Raw genomic sequence first — 20229 nt, 5'->3', positions numbered from 1 at the left:
TTTATTTATGTTGCGGGTTTTTCTTTTACTTTTTTAGGATGATTTATCTAAACTTAGGTCTTGAACATTTCTTTAATAAGGATATCCGTTTCCTTTGTTTCTTGATATATATCTGTTTTTAAAAATTGATAAAGGGTATTTTTAAAAATCATCCCAAATGCTTGCAGCCTTTCAATATTTATTTGCGTCTGTCTTAGTCTTGCTTTCAGATTCTTCACTTTTTAGATAAGCCTGTCAGTGGTTTTTGAATTATTGGCATATTTTTAGCTCGATATTCAGAATGGGGTCTCTTAAAAATTCCATTAATTACCTACCGAAAAATTGCTTGAAACGACACCTGAAAACATGTACGCATTAAATAAATACGATACTCAAACATTTGTATTTACTCAAATTTGTGTACCTTTACATCGCTTAATGAAAAATATTTTTTTGAATTTTTTAACCTATATCAGTATTTCTATGAAAAGGTTATCGTTACTTTTCGCTCTTCTTTGGGGATTTAGTTCTATGTTGTCTGCACAACCCTATGGCAACGAATGGATAGACTACTCCAAAAATTATTACAAATTTAAAGTTAAAGATGATGGAATCATTCGAATTCCATACTCTACATTAGCCGGTGCCGGATTTGCGGGATCTGCCGGATCTGGTTTTAAAGTCTTTTACAAAGGTCAGGAACTCCCTATTTTTGTAACCACCAACAATGCTATAGGAGTTGCAGATTACATTGAATTTTATGGAAAAGGAAATGACGGCGAGCTTGATACACAATTGTTTGAGCAATCAAGTTGGCAATTGCATAACTATAAAAGCAGTTTTTCAGACACCATCTCCTATTTTTTGGTTTGGGACAATGTTAATCCCGGACAGCGTATTCAGCAGACTAACAATGATTTGACAGGCGCTCCTGCTGCTGAACCTTATTTTATGCATGTTGCCCGAAATATTCATTGGAATATTTTTAACTCCGGAACTCCTTTCCGGTTAGGTGGGGCGAATAATAATTACCCTGATTTTGAAAACGGAGAAGGTTTTTTAAGTCAGGAAATCAATACCGGGGCTAATTATACAACCGGTCTCAGCACACCTTCTAAATATACTGGTCCGGGCGCTCCAACAGCCACGCTAAGAAGTAAATTGGTTGGACGTAATAATGAATTTATCGCCTTACCGGATCACCACACGACCATTCAAGTAGGCGGAACGGAATATGCTAACACAACTTATGAAGGATACGAATCGCAAAGCATTACCCGTTTAGTGTTTTTGAGCAATATCGGTTCTCCACAAACTCAGGTTACTTATACTTCCATAGCAGATTTAGCTGCTGTTGATAAATTTTCTGTGGCTTTTACTGAGCTAACTTATCCTCGATTATTTGATTTTGGTGGATCAACTAAATTTTATTTTTCTCTCAACGACAATGACCTGACTTACCTTGAAATTGGCAACTTTAACGGGGGTTCGAATCCTGTACTATACGATTTGACCAACAATCGCCGGGTTTTCCCAATTTTTGAAGGTGGCGTGTATAAAGTTTTGCTTCAGCCCGGAACTAATCCTGCTGTAGCAAGAAGGATGTACTTGAGTAATATGGACAATGTTTGTTTGCTCAATTCCTGTACGACTCCGGCGTGTGTCAATTCCTGTGATGTTTGGACAGTTTCACAACTTATTCCGGCCAATTTTACAAATCTAACTCTGCTTGTATCACAAGGGAATTACCTGCTCATTACACATCCCTCGCTCAGAGCAGGTACTACCGATTGGGTAGCGGCTTATGCTGCCCATCGCAATTCTGCTGCCGGAGGAAGCCATGTTGCCAGGATAGTGAACGTTGAAGAACTTTATGATCAATTTGCATGGGGCGTTCCTAAACATCCTCTGTCCATCCGGAATTTTATCAACTACGCAAAAGACAACTGGATAGTAAATCTGCAATATGTTTTTCTCGTTGGAAAATCGGTCAGTTATGAAGGCGTAACCAACAATCCCTCGGCATTCCCCACTTGTTTAGTACCTACATGGGGACATCACCCATCTGATAATATGTTGGCAGTCCGTGATTTCTCAACCTATATCCCTCAGGTTCCGGTAGGACGTTTAAGTGCTAAAAATCCGGCAGAAGTTGAAGCCTATTATGAGAAAATGGTTGCCTATGATTCAAATCTGAACTGTACTTTAGCAGACAGACAATGGACCAAAAATGTGATCCATGTAGCCAATGGCCATAATGTAGCTGAAATGAATCAATATCTTGGCTATGTCAACAGTTATAAAGCAACCGTTGAAGCCCCCTTGTATGCTGGAACTGTGGTAGGTACCTATACTCAATCCGGATTTACAGCCCCGCCACAACCCGGCTTTACTGCGGCCATGAATAACGGAGCTTCTGTTGTTACGTTAATGGGACACTCTGTTAATGCCAACACTTATAATTTTGACTTAAAACAACCGGAAGAATACACGAATAACTTTAAAAACCCATTGATGATTGCCGGTTCCTGTTTCGTAGGTGATATCCATAGTTACGGAGCATCTAATCAGTCTTTGGCAGAAAAATTTGTTCTCATTCCGGAAAAAGGGGCGATTGGTTTCTTAGCAACGGTTTCTTTTGGCTTCCCTGAATTTTTACAGGAATTTGGCGATTCTTTGTATCGCGAGTTTTCTTATCTGACTTATAACCAACCCATTGGCAGAAGTATCAACAATGCCATGAACCATATTTACATCAGCGACCCTGCCAATTCAAGATATCAGGGTATAAAAATTACTCTTCAGGAATATACCCTTGAAGGAGACCCGGCTTTTGTTTTGGTGGGGGCTTACAATAATCCTGAATATCTTATAAACACACCGGTTTCAAACAATATTAAAGTTTTTGACACAGCATCCGGAACAGAACTCACCGGATCTCCGATTGTTATTGTTAATCCTGCTGTAAATGTTCAGGTAACTGTTTCAAATGTAGGACAGGGATATTCCGGTAATCTTCAGATTACGGTACAACAACAATTGCCGGGGGGAGGAACTGTTCCTGTCGGACAGGCAATTGTTCCGGCTCCCTTGACCAGCCAAACTTTTACGATTCCTGCCGTTTTAAACGGAGCTATTTCAGGTGTTGGCAGTTTAATAATTACATTAAATCCGACCGGTGAAATTATAGAAGATTGTAGTTTTAACAATCAGGGGACAGTTCCCATTCAAATTCAATCTACCTCTTGCGTTGGATTGCCATTGCCTACTATAACCGGTCTTAGCAGTGTTTATTGCGGGGATGCAGGTGCCATTGCACTATCAGCAAATCCAACAGGGGGAACGTTTACTATCAATGGAACACCGGCCACCTCCTTTAACCCTACTTTACTTGGTCCCGGTGCTCATGTAGTTCAGTATGAATATACAGATACGCCCACAGGTTGTTTGTTAAATGCTGCACAAACCGTTACGGTGAATGCTGTACCAAGTTCTGCATTTACAGTTTCTGCAAGTAATATCTGTTTAACAGATGGACAGGTAACTATATCAGCTAATAATGTAATGACCGGTGCTACTTATTCCTGGGGATTTTCTGATGGGAATATAGTTTCTTTAGGTAACCAAACTTATGAAGTCAGTTGGTCAACCGCCGGCACAAAAGTTATTACATTAACAGCTACCGCAAATGGTTGTGTCTCTTCTCAGGAAACATTTACCGTAACTGTTGAATCTCCATTAGCTCAACCAATAGTAACCTGTGGGGCATCCACAACTGAAAGCGTCAGTTTTGTTTGGCCTCCTGTTGCAGGCTCTACCGGTTATCAGGTCGTAATCAATGGAATACCTTCAACGATTGCCGGAACTACTTACACTCAATCGGGATTAGCTTTTGGCGAGTCTATTTCAATTCAGGTAACTGCATTGGGAACAGGGATTTGTGGTAACAGTTTACCCTCTTCACCGGTTGCTTGTACCGCTCAAAACTGCCCTCCATTAACTCTGACTGTGGAAAATGTGCTTAGTTCTTATTGTGTAAATGGATCTTCTACCACGTTTAACGGTATTCCAACGGGAGGTTCATTTTTACTGAACGGTTCTCCCGCACCAGCAACCTTTGACCCATCTGAATCAGGTGTAGGTTCATATACCTTAGAATATATTACAACAATTGGAGGATGTGATTACAGCTCACAGATTTATACTTTTAACGTAGTAGCTGCACCTTCTCCAACCATTACCGGAGATGCAATTATTTGCCCGGGTACAGGTACTACCATATCGGCAAATACCGGTTTTGCCACTTATCTATGGTCAACCGGTGCCACGAATGCAGCGATTAGTGTAACACCTACTGTTGAAACGACTTATACTGTTACAGTTACAAATGCCGATGGATGTATTGGTACAGCTCAATTTACGGTTACACCGGCACCAACACAATCTTTGGACATTACAACCGGAACGGGCAACACAACTATTTGCAATGGAGAGATATTAAGTTTAACAGCTTCGAATGGTTTCGCCGAATATCAATGGGGCGGTTTGGGCTTTGGTCAGTCGGTTACTATTGCTTCTTCAGGAACTTACAGTGTAACTGCTACCGATGATTTCGGTTGTAATTATACTGCCAGCATTGTCATCACACCCATTAGCATCACAACTCCAACCATTTTGGCAAACAATAGCTCACAAACCGATTTTTGCAGTGATATTCCAATAACCCTTTCGGCAGGAACCGGATATAGTAGTTATATGTGGTCAACAGGAGCTACTACGCCAACTATTAGTGCAACTGGAAGCGGCTTGTATTCTGTTACCGTTTCAAACGCTGAAGGTTGTGAGGCCAATGCTTCTTTGAATATTAATGTTACAGAAATCCAGGCACCTGTAATTGAGGCAAGTACTTTGGAAATATGTGATGGAGAGACAGCCATCCTCAATGCAAGCGGGGGCTTTACTTCTTATGAATGGTCAAATGGTGCATTTGGCTCTACAATTATGGTGGACGAAGTCGGAACATATTCCGTAACCGTTACACTGAATGATTGTCAGGCAAGTTCCGAAATTACCATTTCTTATTCTGAAGGAGCAATTCCTGAAGCCGGCTTCAGTGTTTTAGATACTCCATCTGTATGTGTTGGCAGTACCATCAGATTGGTCAATGAATCCTCAAATGCTTCATCCTATCTTTGGACTTTTACCAACACCGAAACCGGAGAGACTTCAACGACTGCCGAAATTGAACCTATTGTTACTTTAGAGCCGGGTACATATACGGTTTCATTGGTGGCTACTGCCGAATGTGGAACAGCAACAGACGAATCTGTTTTGACAAATTATCTTTCTGTTTATAACTCGCCAAGTGTTGAAGTGATAACCCTCCCAACTACCGTTTGCCCGGGAGACGATGTATTGCTCGAAGGTCAAAGCAGTGCTAATTCAGTACAATGGTTTGCCGGGGAAGCGCCTATCAGCAGCAATCTGACCGTGAATGTTAATCCTAACTTCGAAACAGTTTATACTTTAATTGCTACGAATACTGCAGGTTGCAGTGCTGCCGATTCTGTTTTAATCAGTATCAACGAAGTTTGTGAACTTTCAAATGCGATTACTCCTAACAATGACGGATTTAACGATACCTGGATGATCCCACAGGCACAATCCAATCCGAATATTATTGTTACCATTTTTAACAGATGGGGACAGGAAGTCTATAGCAACAGTGCATACGACAATGGCAATGGTTGGAATGGTACAAACAATGATGGTACCGAATTGCCAAGTGGAACTTATTACTATGTCATAGACCTGAACGATGGAACAGAACCTTTGAGCGGTCATATCACCTTGTTACTTTAACCTTTAACAAAATGTGCGGGTACAGAGGTCTTTTACTTCTGTATCCGCCCATTTCACAACGCAATTCTTTTTTAGTTTTTAAAACAATTCAATTTATCAACAATGAAAAAAATCAGCATACTCCTCATAGTGGTATTTTGCTTGTTCAGTGCATCCACACAAGCTCAGCAAATTCATCAACTTACCCAATACATGGTGAACGATTTTGCTTTTAATCCGGCAGTTGCAGGTAGTCAGGATAAATTTATCAGCAAATTTGGCTTTCGAAAACAGTGGGCAGGAATTGAAGGCGCTCCCACGACAGGACTTTTAAGTATTCATGGAAATCTAAGCGAAAAACGGTCGGTTGGGCTGGGGCTATTACTTTATGGCGACGCTACAGGACCTACCAGACGCAACGGACTACAATTGGCTTATGCCTATCAGTTGCCATTGAATTTGGAGTTTGAAAATGAAACTTTTTTAGGTTTCGGAATTGCCGGAGCATTGACACAATATAGCCTTCGGTTTGATGAACTGATTTTACATGATGCAGGCGACCCACAAATTGGCACCGGCAATCAAAGCAAATTGGGCGGAGATGCTCATTTAGGCATTTACCTGAGCAACCCTAAATATTGGGTCGGATTGTCTTTAAATCAATTGTTTGCCAGTAAATTTACTTTTGAAGGAGCAGTTGAAAACATCAAAAACGCAAGACACTTTTATGTTACCGGTGGTTACAATTTTGCAGTTAGCGAAAAATTTGGACTTTCACCCGGAGCAATCCTGAAAATGGTAAAAGGTACAAGACCACAAGCCGAACTAAATTTGAGAGCTATTTATGACAAACAGTATTGGCTTGGATTGGCTTACAGAACTGAAGATGCGGTCAGTGTTTTATTGGGTATAGATCTGAAACAAGGTTTTAATTTTACCTATGCTTACGATATTACTACATCCAACCTCAATCAGGTTTCAAATGGCTCACACGAGATTACGATAGGATACAACTTTAATGTTCCAAAAGTAATTAAATAATTGAGTTTAGTTTCTTAAACTAATAAACCCGCAATCTGTTTTTCGGTTTGCGGGTTTTTTAATCAGTTAGCGTGGTTAATTTGAAATTGTAATTCCCTGTTCTTTGGTAAATTCCTTTTATTTCCATTTATTGTGCAGGATAAATGCCCTAAGTACACAATAGTTGTTATTTTACCTCCTTACTCATACCATATAGTATTATGCTTATGGGAAAATATCCACTTGTATTCTTTTCATACGATAGTCCCGATTCATGCGATTGTTTTTTTTTCTAAGAAGTTTTTGTCTATTCAGTTGGATGTTTTGGTTGCCAATAGCAGCTCAGCCCGACACAGAAAAGGCTGAACCGGTTTGGGCAGAAGAATATTATGTTCCTGATAGGTTGGAGTTTGCAGATGCTGTTTATCAGGCAAATATAAAAACGGTTATTTTTTCTCCTAAAAACCGTTTTTTGGCTATGCCTGTAATTGCATTATACGGAAAAGAACAAATAGAGTTGATATTTGATGCCTTAGATGAAGACATTCAGAACTATAGCTACACCTTAACTCATTGTACTTGGGATTGGCAAAAAAGCGCACTTGACCCCTTTGATTTTATCAACGGATTTACCCGCGATGACATAACATATTACAGGAACTCTTTCAATACTTCACAATCTTACGTTCAATACCGGTTGTCTGTTCCTAACAGTAGTATGCAAATCACCAAATCTGGAAACTATTTGCTCAAAGTATATGCAAACGACGATCCGGAAAATCTGGTTTTAACGCGCAGGTTTATGGTGATAGAAAACCTGTTGACCGTTCAACCTAATTTACTGACAAGCGCTATCCCTCAATATTTTAACACCCATCACCGGCTTAGTTTTAACATCGGGTATTCAGGATTTCAGATTAACAACCCGATAGAGGAAGTTTATGTAAATATTTTACAAAACGGACGTTGGGACAATGCCATTACCGGGCTAAAACCTTTGTTTTTGCGCAACAACGAATTGGTGTATGACTATATAGATCAAACCTTGTTTCCTTCGGGTAGTGAATTCAGATTTTTTGATACCCGTACATTGAGAATTCAAACCGAACGGGTGCAAAACATTACCAAGAAAAAAAACATAAGCCATGTATATCTTTCACCCGACCTGATTCGTAGCAATGAGCAAGCGCAAGGGCGGTGGCGTATGAGACTGAATTTAGCCGATATGAATGGAAAATTTCAAATTGGAGTAGCTGATTGGGGGTTCACCTTTCTCGATGCCGATTATACTTATGTGCATTTTAACCTTCCGATGGAAACTCCGGTTTCTAACGGAAATATTTATATTTTTGGTGGTTTAACCGATTGGACTGTTTCTCCGGTAAATCAAATGCGCTATAACCTTTCCACCAAGTCCTATGAAGGGGTTTTGTATTTAAAACAAGGACTTTACGATTATCAGTATGTGGTGAAATACGATGGGGGAGGAGCTTTGGATACTTCTTTTATTGAAGGTAATGACATTACCACCGAAAATGATTATGCAATACTCGTCTATTTTCGCTCTTTTAATAACAGATACGACCGGTTAGTTGCATTTTCTACAACAAATAGCAGACGTTAGATGTTAGACCTCGACAAAAACAAAATTCCAATTAATTAACATCAACCATAAACCAATGGTATGCAAGATATAACAGTAACAGAATTGAAACACAGACTTGATAGCGGTGAAAAAATAATTATCATTGATGTCCGTGAACCTCATGAATTTGCAGACTTTAATATTGGTGGGCAACTGATACCTTTAGGCAAATTTGCCGACCATCTTGATGAATTTGAAGAACACAAGGAAGATGAAATCATTCTATATTGTCGTTCCGGAAAAAGAAGTCATACAGCAAAAGAAATTATGATTGCTCAAGGATTTACCAAACCTCGTAATTTGCTCGGAGGGATGTTGGAATGGCGGGATAAGTTTGGGGGTTGAGTTTCAATGATTAATTTAGTGTCTGATTGACTAAGTGGCGCTCAACATTTCCGGCAAAGAGCTATGAAAAAATACTTACTGTATCTCCTTTTTGCATTAGCCGTTGTGGTTTGGATGTTTTCCTATTGCCGGAATACAGGCTCGGATAAAAAGCCGGTCGAAGCATCGGCCTATCTAAATTTGAACGATACGGTAGAATATGTCGGATCGGAAACCTGCAGGGGCTGTCATTCCAATATCTACGAATCGTTTATGCGAACAGGCATGGGGGAATCTTTTTACCATGCAACTCCTCAAAAAAGCGCCGCAACTTTTGGTCAACACGTTGCGGTGTATGACAGCATCAACAATTTCTATTACCATCCCTTTTGGAAAAACGATTCATTGTTTATTCGCGAGTTTCGGCTTTCGGGAAGGGATACGGTTTTTCAACGTGCGCAATACATTAAATACATCATTGGGTCGGGACAACATACCAACTCGCATATTTATGACGACAATGGTTATTTGTTTCAGGCCCCCGTTACTTTTTATACGCAAAAAGGAATTTGGGATTTGGCTCCCGGATTTGAAGGCGGGTTTAGTTCGCGATTTAACCGTATCATCGGGTTGGAATGTATGACCTGCCACAATAGTTTGCCCGAATTTGTGAGTCAATCGGAAAACAAGTTTAACCAAGTTCCTTTGGGCATTGGGTGCGAACGATGTCATGGGCCGGGAGAGGTGCATGTGAAACAAAAGATGGCAGGTATCTTGGTAGATACTTCTTTGCATACCGATTTTTCGATTGTTAATCCCCGCAACTTGCCGACCCGCGAATTACAGATGAATGTTTGTCAACGTTGTCATTTACAGGGGGTGAGTGTGTTGAAAGCCGGCAAAACTTTCGAGGATTTTAAACCCGGGATGCCCTTAACTGATATAATGGATATTTTCTTGCCGGAGTATGACGGGGCACAAACCAAATTTATCATGGCATCGCAGGCGCATCGGTTGACCAAAAGCGAGTGTTACCAAAAAAGCGAAATGACCTGTTTGAGTTGTCATAACCCACATGTCAGTGTGAAGGAAACACCGCGAAGTGCTTTTAATAATGCCTGCATCAACTGTCATCGGGAACTGCAACACCAAACGGTTTGCACCCTTCCCGAACAGCGACGGATGGAGACCAATCAAAACGATTGTTCGGGTTGCCACATGCGCATTTCGGGCAGCATTGATATTCCGCATGTAACCATTCACGACCACTTTATCAGAAAACCTCTTGATCCTGAAAGCATCAACCAAATTGAAAACTTTATCGGATTGGTGGCAGCAACAGGGGGCAATCCCGATGCGTTGACCCGTGCAAAAGGGTATCTGCATTATTTTGAAAGTTATACTCAAACACCGGCTTTGCTCGATTCAGCAATATTTTACTTGCAAAGTTCCGATGCAAAGCAAGCCAAAAAACTTGAAGTTCAAATACATGCTCTTTATCTTAAAAGCAGGTTTGACGAAATCATACAGTTAGTAAAACTAACCAAACCACAAGAACTAACCGATGCCTGGACTGCTTATCGTGTGGGGGAGGCATATCTTCAACTGGAACAAACAGAACAAGCCTTGTCTTTTTTTGAAAAAGCCGTGATTCTGTTGCCGCTTCAACCCGATTTTAATGTTAAACTCGGTGTAAGTTTACTAAAACTGAACCGGTTTGATGAGGCTAAAATTGTTTTTTTGAAACTGCTAAAGGAAGATGGCCAGCATATCTCAGCCCTTACGAATATGGGATTTATTGAGGTAAATTATGGAAATTTGTTGCAGGCAGAAAACTATTATCTCAAAGCTCTAAGCCTTAATCCCGACTATGAGCAGGCTTTGTTAAACTTGGCGGGTTTGAAAATATTGCAACGCAAATTGCCCGAAGCCAAGCAACTCATCGCACAAGTGCTTGCCAAAAACCCGAACAACGAGCAGGCTAAAGCAATTTGGCAGCAATTGATTAGATAACCTGTTTTTATATTGATGGATAGTGCTGCAATCGTTTTGCTTTATCTTTTTAAACTGATAAAACTTATGGAAATACTAAATAGTATCAAAGGCAACATCGTAGATGTTTTGAACCGGCGGATTTATCCTGCCATATTGGAGATTGAAAATGGAATCATTACCCGCATTTCCCCCACCGATGAACCTTGTTCGGGCTATATTTTGCCCGGATTTATTGATGCGCATGTGCATATTGAAAGCTCGATGCTAACTCCCTGCGAGTTTGCACGGTTGGCTGTGGTGCATGGAACGGTGGCTACGGTGAGCGACCCTCACGAAATTGCCAATGTTTTGGGGGTTTCGGGAGTGGAATACATGATTGAAAACGCCGCCAAAACGCCTTTTAAATGTTATTTCGGCGTGCCCTCTTGTGTGCCGGCTACGAGCTTTGAAACGGCAGGCGCAACCATCACGCCACAACAAACAGACGAACTTTTTACCCGTTTCCCTCAGATAAAATACCTGTCGGAAATGATGAATTTCCCCGGCGTACTTTTTGCCGACAAAGAGGTGATGGAGAAAATAAGCATTGCCCAAAAACACCGAAAGCCTGTTGACGGACATGCCCCAGGACTTGTGGGCGAAGAGGCGAAACGGTATATTGCTGTCGGTATCAGCACCGACCACGAGTGTTTTACCCTCGCCGAGGCATTGGATAAGCTCGCCTTTGGCATGAAAATTATTATTCGCGAAGGCTCGGCTGCCAAAAACTTTGATGCCCTCCAACTCCCTTTTTTCTACGCATACAAATATGGTAATGCTTTGCAGCGACGACAAACATCCCAACGATTTGGTGCACGGGCATATTAACGAGGCGGTTGTGCGCGCTTTGGCAAACGGGCATCAATTGATGGATGTGTTGCAATGTGCTTGCGTGAACCCTGTTTTGCATTATGGGTTAGAGGTGGGGCTTTTACAGGAAGGACACCCGGCAGATTTTATTGTCGTCAATAATTTATCGGAACTGAATGTTGAGGAAACCTATATTAATGGCATTCGCGTGGCCAAAAATGGTAAAACAAACCTGCCTTATCTGCCCGCCGAAAGCCCGAATTTGTTCGCCGCATTGCCCAAGCAACCCAAAGATTTTACCATAAAAGCCGCTTCCAACCAAATAAAAGTCATCGAAGCATTGGAAGGGCAACTCATCACCAACGCTCTGACTTGCGAAACCCTTACCGACGAAAACGGAAACGCCATGTCAAACCCCCAATCCGATGTGTTGAAACTTGTCGTGGTCAATCGTTACCAAAACATGCCGCCTGCTATTGCTTTTATCAAAAATTTCGGGCTGACAAGGGGTGCAATCGCTTCCTCGGTTGCCCACGACTCGCACAACATCATTGCCGTTGGCGTATCGGATGAAGACATTTGCAAGGCAGTAAATCTGATTATAGAATCAAAAGGAGGGCTTTCAATATCGGCTGTTGAGAAAAACATTAGCCGGGTTTTACCGCTACCTTTGGCAGGCATCATGACCACAGAAAATGGCTACGAAGTTGCAAGGCAATACACAGAGATTGATAGTTTGGTAAAACAGCTTGGCTCAAAACTTAATGCACCTTATATGACCTTGTCTTTCATGGCGTTGTTGGTAATTCCTTATTTGAAGCTTAGTGATCTCGGTTTATTTGATGGCAAACAGTTCAGATTTACTCCGCTATTTGTGTCATAACTGATAATCAGACATATCATATACATCAAATTTTGAGTTGAAAACGGGTTTGAAACGGAAAATAAAGCTGATTATGTTCAATTCTATGGGTTTTTCCAAAGCACTTCAATTTCCTCAAGTTCCTCTAAGTATTTTAACAATGAGGCTGATTGCCCTTTAGCCATTCTAATCTTTATCTGACATTGATTATCAAACGATTGGTATAAAATTTTTAAAGGATATCGCTTTACCAAGCTCATTACCTCGTTCATATTCAGATAAGCAAATTGAATCTCAAAGGTAATTTCAACCTCTTTTTCAACAATCAGAGATTCGGTAAGCACCATTCGGGCAGACGTTTTGTAAGCCCCAATTAAACCGGAAACCCCCAATTTTGTGCCGCCGAAATAACGCACCACTATCACCATCACATTGCTCAACCCCTTTGAGTCAATTTGCCCCAAAATGGGCTTCCCAGCTGTTCCCGAAGGTTCGCCGTCATCGTTGCTCCGATAATTGAGTTCTTTGTCAGTTCCCAAACGATATGCGTAACAATGATGGGTAGCTTTTGGATGTTCGGACTTCACCTCGTCCAAAAATGCAGATACAGCTTCCATAGAAAATACAGGTTTGGCATAAGCTATAAACTTACTTCCTTTATCCCGGTATTCCGAAACAGTCAATCCCTCGATGGTTAAATAATTATCGTTCAAGTGGTTCAATTAAACTTGGGATATACAAACCGATTTAACAAGAAACAAATGTGGTTATCATAGAGTTACCTGTTTAAGATGGAGCAGATTCAACGGATTAATGCCGAGATTTTTAACCCTTGGATGAACGAAACGCAACACTTCGTCATAATACAAAGGGACAACAGGAGCTTCTTCTAATATAATTTTATCGAGATTCCTGTAAATATCATATCGGCTATTGTCATCGTTAACGGTTAATGATTGCAGATAAAGTTGGTTAAATTCAGCATGGTTAAACCGAGTATAATTTGGAGGAGCAGGATTTTTGCCGTAAAAAAAAGTAAAATAGCTTTCGGCATCGGGATAATCTGCAATCCATGAGCCGCGAAACATTACAGCTTCTCCCTTAGCGGCCTTTTCCCTCAAAAAAGAGGCGGGGTTTAGTGAAACAGCTACTTGGATGCCGACTTCTTTCAACTGATTTTGAATGGCAGTACTGATGTCCTGATAAGCATCTGTCGTTTCAAAAGGAATAACAGGCAGCCCTTTTCCATTTTCAAAACCGGCTTCTTTCAGCAACTGACGTGCTTTTTCCGGTTGGTAAGTAAAACCTCTTACGGCTGATTCATCAAACGAGGGAAGACCTTTTGGAACAAAGCCCGAAAATGCCGGATTACCGATATTGTTTCTCAGATACTGAACAATTTGTTCGCGATGAATGGCGTAGTTAATGGCCTGCCTGACCTTTTTGTTTTGAAGTTCGCTTAATCCGGTTTTGCCCAACATGATTCCTAAATATTCGGTATTGAGATAGGGCGAACGCAAAAGCTGAATTTTAGTGTTCAACTCCGGCCTTAACTCCCCATCAGAAGTCAAAAGGTCGTCTTTGTAAGTCGCATCAATTCCTGAAAGCAGGTCAATTTTCCCTTCTATAAAAGACAAATAAGCATTTCGCTTATTCTCCATAAAGGTTATTTTAACACCATCTATAAAAGGCATTCTTTTACCTGACTCATTCGTTTCAAAATAATTTGGATTAGCGGTTAAAACTAAGGTTTCGTTTTCTTTCCACACCGAAAACTTAAAAGGTCCTGTTCCGACAGGATTACTTCTGAAAGTTTTGCCGAAATGTTCAACTATTTTTTTGGGTACAACACTGCAATATTGCATGGTTAGTATTCCCAACATAGGCCGGAAAGGTTGTTTCAGTTTTAGTTGAAAGGTCGAGTCGTTTATTGCAGTAAAAGGTTCGGAAACACTAACCCTGTCGTTAAACAACCAAGCACCTGCCGAAGCCACATCTTTATCGATAATGCGACCGAAACTGTAAGCAACATCGGCAGCAGTTACTTTTGTCCCTTTCCCTCCTTCAAAAACAGGATGGTCGTGAAAATAGACATCGTTGCGAAGGTGAAAAGTATAAGTAAGCCCATCCGGACTGATTTCCCAGCTTTTTGCAATTGCGGGGATAACTTCCAAACGGTCGTTCATTTGAACCAAACCGTTAAATAATTGATTAATTGCCCAGATATTTGCCTGATCTTTGGCAAATGCAGGGTCTAATGAAGTGATACCAGAAGATTGGTTGTACCTGAATATTTTAGCATCCTTAATATCTTTGTTGCCGGTTGAATCGCCGCAGCAGATAAAAAGAGTGAAACAACAAAACGGTATTATCAAACGTTTGAGGAAGAAAAACATGGGTAGTATCATTGAATGAAGAACATTTTTTTTAAGGCTGTTTTTTTTCAGGCACTATCAATGTGCAAAAGTAGGGTTTACCAATTTCAGTACCAAATCAATTCTTTTCATTCATCAATCAGCTTCGCATTAAACTTGTTTGTACCTCAATTATCTAACTCCAAATAATATTCAATACGTTTTAAACGATAAGCCTTTTAACTTCCAAAATTTTATGAAAAAAACAATTGCCTTGTTTATTGCCTTAGTACTAATCTCCGGAACTATTGCTTCTCCAGTTTTTGCACAAAGTGATGCTTTTGACCCCGAAGCAAAAGTAATTTTAGATAAAGTGGCTAAGAACTTCAAATCCCTTAAATCCTTTAAAGCAGATTTTTTATTGAAAATGGAAAACACAGATTCCAAAATCAATGAAACACAAAAAGGAAAACTCTATTTAAAAGGTAATAGCTATAAAATAGAAACTTCCGAATTAGACCGATATTGCGATGGAAGTTCAATCTGGACATATCTGAAACAAGATAAAGAAGTTCAGATCACCTCTGTAGATCCCGAATCCGGCGAAATTTCACCGGCTCAGTTATTGAATATCAACCCAAAGGATTTTAAATACCTTCTCCGCACTCCTGCAAACAGTGCAGGTCTTGCCGAGGTAGATATAACCCCACTAAATAGCAATTCGCCTTTTTTTAAAACCAGACTGACCATCAATACCAAAACAAATATGGTAACCAAGGCCATTGTTTTTGAAAGAAACGGCAGTCGTTATACCTATACTATTCAAGACCCTCAAACCGGTCAGACTATTGACAATAGTTTTTTTGTTTTCGACAAATCAAAACATCCCGGAGCAGAAATAGTTGATTTGCGTTAATTCCTTTAAAGGCTCAAAAAAAATAAACCGCTGCTTGATAAAACAAGTGGCGGTTTTTTTGTTTTATGAATCATAGACTTATAATTCATCATAGACTTTTACCAAAATCGAACCATTAATAATGAAGTAAGGTCGAAATTGAACGATAAAGACTATTTTTGCAATTATTATGATTTTGAAAATTTCTGACAGTATATTATAAAATGAAGCATCCTTATTTCCATACCGAAAACCTGAAGAAAATAGACATGGACGTTGCTTTTAGCAAACGCTCAAAAAACATGCGCATAACAATTAATTCAATCGGTCAGGTGAAAGTAATTGTCCCTTTCGGTGTCGCAAAGGAACAGATAAAGGCATTAATAGTCAACAAAGAAAAATGGATTTTAGATACTTTAGAAAAAGTCCAACACAATCAGATAAAAACTTCACTTCCCAATCTTTATACTGAAACCACCACTTTTACCACCCGTAACCATAAACTGCAAATTGCTAAAGCCCATATAGCAAATGCAAGAATAGAAATCCGAAACGGGGTAATCAACGTACAATATCCGATGGGAGAAAATATTTCAAATCCACTTTTACAGGATTTTATTAAAAAAGGAATTGTAGAAGCCCTCCGTATAGAAGCGCATCAATATTTACCAAAGCGATTGGCTCAATTGGCACTACAACACAAGTTTACTTACTCGGGTGTTTCTATTAAAAATATTAAAAGCAGATGGGGAAGTTGTTCGCATACCAACAATATCAATCTGAATGTCCATTTGATGCGATTGCCCGATAAATTGATTGATTATGTATTGGTACATGAATTAGCACATACCGTAGTTAAAAACCACAGTTCGCAATTTTGGAGCTTGCTGGCACAAAAATTGCCCGATGCACTTGTTCTTGATAAAGAAATCAATAAGTACAGTACATTATTGTAAAAGAAAAAAAATGATAGTCTGCTGAATAGTTAAAAAAGAAGACAGGTTATGTCCAATAATAAATATGAATACATTAACCGCGAATTGAGTTGGTTAAGTTTTAATGAACGCGTATTACAGGAAGCCGAGGATGAAGAAACTCCGCTACTAACCAGAATTAAATTTCTTGGAATATTTTCTAACAATTTGGATGAGTTTTTCAGAGTACGTGTAGCTACGCTTAAAAGGGTATTGAGTGTCAACAAAGAAGCAAGGCTTGCGTTAGGATTTAGCCCTAAAAAAACGCTGAATCAAATTCAGGAAATAGTAGTTATTCAACAAGATAAGTTTGAAAAAATCTACAAAGACATAAAGCGTCAGCTATCTAAAAACAATATTTTTATCATAGACGAAAAGAAATTGACAAAGGCTCAGGGGAAGGCCGTAAAAGCATATTTTCACGACAAAGTCAGACCTGCTTTGATTCCTTTAATGATTAGCGATATTGATGAATTTCCACATCTTAAAGACGGTTCAATTTATCTGGCAGTCAGCCTTGATAAAGCAGATAAAAGCAAAAAGAAAAGGTATGCCTTAATTGAAGTGCCCACTCATAAACTTTCGAGATTTTATGTTTTGCCAACCTCTAACAACAAGACTCATGTTATTTTGCTTGACGATGTAATCCGGTTTTGTCTGGAAGATATTTTTGCCATCTTTGGTTATGACCAATACGATGCTTATACTATCAAAATTACCAAGGATGCTGAAATAGATATTGATACCGATGTTTCAAAAAGTTTTTTAGAATTGATTGATACGAGCATTAAGCGACGAAGTTTTGGATTACCCGTGCGGTTTATTTATGACGATGAACTTTTGACGGCACATCAGGATATGTTGAACTTCATTTTGGATAAACTGCACATTACTGAAGCTGACAATATAATTGGTGCCGGGCGATATCATAACTTCAAAGATTTTATGAAGTTCCCACGTTTGGGAGCGCTTCAGTTTACCGGAGACGTTTACCCCCCCCTGCAACATCCTGCGATAAACCCCAATCACCGTTTGTTTTTATTACTCGACAATCAGGATATAATGTTGCATTTCCCGTATCAATCCTATCATCCGGTGATTGATTTTTTGAGGGAGGCTGCCATTGATCCTCATGTCAGGTTTATAAAAATCACGCTTTACAGATTGGCAAACAATTCCAATATTGTCGAAGCTCTGATCAATGCGCGCAAAAACGGAAAAGAAGTAACGGCTGTTTTAGAATTACAGGCACGTTTTGACGAAGAAGCCAATATTAAATGGGCGAAACAAATGCAGGAAAGCGGGATAAAGGTGTTGCATGGGATTCAGGATATGAAAATTCATGCAAAATTATGTTTGGTCGGCAGAAGAAACCCGGATTTGAGCATATCACACTATGCCTATATTTCAACAGGCAATTTTAACGAAGACACCGCCAACGTTTATGCTGACGATAGTTTGTTTACTGCCCATGATGGCATAACCAAAGACATCAAACAACTTTTTGACCTTGTTGAAATGAAAACATTTGTGCAGCCGTTTCAACATTTATTGGTGTCCCCATATTTTATGCAAGACCAGTTATGCAGTTTAATAGATGTGGAGATTGCCAATGCGAAAGCCGGTAAAAAGGCTTACCTGATAGCCAAATTAAATAGTTTGAATGATATGGCTATGATTGATAAGCTTTATGAGGCAGCAGAAGCCGGAGTTAAGCTCCATTTAATTGTCAGAGGCATCTGTTGTTTGGCAACACATATTCCGGAACTTAAAAACAATATAAACGCCATCAGCATTGTTGACCAATATCTCGAACATTCCAGAATTCTTATTTTTGCAAACGGAGGTGATGAAAAATACTTTATTGCGTCGGCCGATTGGATGGAAAGAAACCTGCGACACAGGATTGAAGTGGCCTGCCCCGTTTACGACAAAAAACTACAGAATGAATTGCGAAAAATGATAGACATTCAATTGAACGACAATCAAAAAGCCCGTTACCTGAACCACCACAAAGGCAATGTGTTTAAGAAAAACAAAAAGCCTAAACTGAATGCTCAAATCGCTATTTATCAGTTTTTGTCCGGCAAAAAATAATAGCCCTGCCATGTTTTTAATTCAAATCTCAAAGAATAATAATGGTCAACTTTTCGGAGATTCCTTCTCCAGCTTATGTGTTGGATGAATCACTTTTGCGCAAAAATCTTGAATTGATACATTCTGTTCAACAAGAATCCGGGTGCAGCATCATTCTGGCATTGAAGGGTTTTGCCATGTTTCCGGTGTTTGGAATGGTCAAACAGTATCTCAGTGGTGCAACTGCAAGTTCTTTGAACGAGGCCAGGTTAATTGTGGAAGAAATGGGCTGCAAAGCACATACTTATGCTCCGGCATATCTTGACCGTGAATTTGAGCAAATGTTGCAATACAGCAGCCACCTGACTTTTAATTCCCTGGCTCAATGGGAACGTTTTAAAGACCGTGTCAAACAACATACTCATCCTGTATCATGCGGGTTGCGTATTAACCCGCAGTATTCTGAAGTAACTACTGAAATGTATAACCCTTGTATTGCAGGTTCAAGGCTTGGGATTACACGCGACCAAATTCCTGACGGCCTTCCTGAAGAAATTGAGGGATTACATTTTCACACTCTTTGCGAAAACGATTCATTTACACTTGAAAGAACCTTAGAGGCGGTCGAACTGCGGTTTGGCGATTTACTGCATCAGATTAAATGGCTAAACATGGGTGGCGGACATTTAATGACCCGGAAAGGTTATGATACGCAACACTTGATAGGGTTAATTAAAAAAATAAGGAGCAAGTACAATATTGACGTTATACTCGAACCCGGTTCGGCAATAGCATGGCAAACAGGCTATTTGCGCAGCACAGTTTTAGATATTATTGACAGTCAGGGCATTGAGGTGGCTTTGTTGGATGTTTCTTTTGCCGCTCACATGCCGGATACCTTAGAAATGCCGTATAAACCCCGGATTTTAGGAGCTACGGACCCAACAAAAGGGAAACCCACCTACAGAATGGGCGGAATGACTTGTCTTGCCGGTGATTTTATGGGGGATTATTCCTTTGAACAACCCTTATCAGTTGGCGATACTATCGTTTTTGACGATATGATTCATTATACAATGGTCAAAACAACCACTTTTAACGGGGTAAACCTTCCTGATATCGGAATTTGGCAGGAAAACAATCGTTACCGTTTAATCCGGAATTTTGGGTACGAAAGCTATAAAGACAGGTTGGGATAAATAGCGATTGGACTATGCAATGTGTTTAAGTAAAATTATATTCTATAATTGACTTAAATGCAGTTTGATTTTTGTTCGATTAAATGCAGGGTTTCAACTTCAAAAAGTCAGTTGCATAATAAAAAAGCAAACTAAGAGGCCGTAAAAAAACAATTAAGAACATTTTATTTACTTTTTTTCTCTTTCAAATTACAATTTTAAAAACCTCAATTGCAA

The 20229-nt window shown here is 39.8% G+C and carries 11 protein-coding genes and 1 pseudogene; 10 read left to right on the top strand and 2 right to left on the bottom strand.

All coding sequences use genetic code 11. From position 1 onward, the window contains the following. Nucleotides 1-345: 345 nt before the first annotated feature. The 6 genes and pseudogenes from IPM47_18085 (at nt 346) to ade (ending at nt 12536) form a co-directional block, all read left to right on the top strand. A complete protein-coding gene (locus tag IPM47_18085) occupies nt 346-5841 on the top strand; it encodes a gliding motility-associated C-terminal domain-containing protein (protein QQS28730.1) in 5496 nt (1831 codons plus the stop codon). A 102-nt stretch (nt 5842-5943) separates the two neighbouring features. Then, entirely contained in the window at nt 5944-6861 is a 918-nt protein-coding gene (locus IPM47_18080) for a type IX secretion system membrane protein PorP/SprF (protein QQS28729.1), read from the top strand. A 298-nt stretch (nt 6862-7159) separates the two neighbouring features. Next, nucleotides 7160-8464 carry a DUF5103 domain-containing protein gene (locus IPM47_18075; protein ID QQS28728.1) on the top strand — a complete coding sequence of 435 codons (1305 nt, stop codon included), beginning with the start codon at nt 7160-7162 and terminating at the stop codon, nt 8462-8464. 60 nt (nt 8465-8524) lie between these two features. Further along, the gene (locus IPM47_18070) at nt 8525-8830 is read left to right on the top strand and encodes a rhodanese-like domain-containing protein (GenBank protein ID QQS28727.1); all 306 of its coding nucleotides are present in this window, start codon (nt 8525-8527) and stop codon (nt 8828-8830) included. A gap of 63 nt (nt 8831-8893) precedes the next feature. Beyond that, nucleotides 8894-10822, top strand: coding sequence for a tetratricopeptide repeat protein (locus tag IPM47_18065; protein QQS28726.1), 1929 nt, complete (start codon nt 8894-8896; stop codon nt 10820-10822). Between the two features lie 66 nt (nt 10823-10888). Next, nucleotides 10889-12536 (top strand): annotated as a pseudogene (ade, locus tag IPM47_18060) (adenine deaminase). 83 nt (nt 12537-12619) lie between these two features. Here ade and IPM47_18055 read toward each other — a convergent pair. Then, complete coding sequence (locus tag IPM47_18055; GenBank protein QQS31520.1) at nt 12620-13132, bottom strand: YigZ family protein; 513 nt, start codon at nt 13130-13132, stop codon at nt 12620-12622. A 153-nt stretch (nt 13133-13285) separates the two neighbouring features. After that, nucleotides 13286-14923 (bottom strand): ABC transporter substrate-binding protein, encoded by a 1638-nt coding sequence (locus IPM47_18050; protein QQS28725.1) that lies wholly within the window; start codon nt 14921-14923, stop codon nt 13286-13288. A 202-nt stretch (nt 14924-15125) separates the two neighbouring features. Between IPM47_18050 and IPM47_18045 the strand changes: the two genes are divergently transcribed. The 4 genes from IPM47_18045 (at nt 15126) to nspC (ending at nt 20013) form a co-directional block, all read left to right on the top strand. Further along, on the top strand, nt 15126-15785 hold the full coding sequence (locus tag IPM47_18045) for an outer membrane lipoprotein carrier protein LolA (GenBank protein ID QQS28724.1): 660 nt from the start codon (nt 15126-15128) through the stop codon (nt 15783-15785). Nucleotides 15786-15988: 203 nt separating this feature from the next. Further along, entirely contained in the window at nt 15989-16720 is a 732-nt protein-coding gene (locus tag IPM47_18040; GenBank protein QQS28723.1) for a M48 family metallopeptidase, read from the top strand. A 48-nt stretch (nt 16721-16768) separates the two neighbouring features. Continuing rightward, the gene (gene ppk1, locus IPM47_18035) at nt 16769-18835 is read left to right on the top strand and encodes a polyphosphate kinase 1 (GenBank protein QQS28722.1); all 2067 of its coding nucleotides are present in this window, start codon (nt 16769-16771) and stop codon (nt 18833-18835) included. A 41-nt stretch (nt 18836-18876) separates the two neighbouring features. Further along, the gene (nspC, locus tag IPM47_18030; protein QQS28721.1) at nt 18877-20013 is read left to right on the top strand and encodes a carboxynorspermidine decarboxylase; all 1137 of its coding nucleotides are present in this window, start codon (nt 18877-18879) and stop codon (nt 20011-20013) included. Nucleotides 20014-20229 lie beyond the last annotated feature (216 nt).

This window comes from Sphingobacteriales bacterium, assembly GCA_016700115.1.
Taxonomy (GTDB): Bacteria; Bacteroidota; Bacteroidia; order Chitinophagales; family UBA2359; genus UBA2359.
This window is presented reverse-complemented; position numbering and strand designations above follow the sequence as displayed.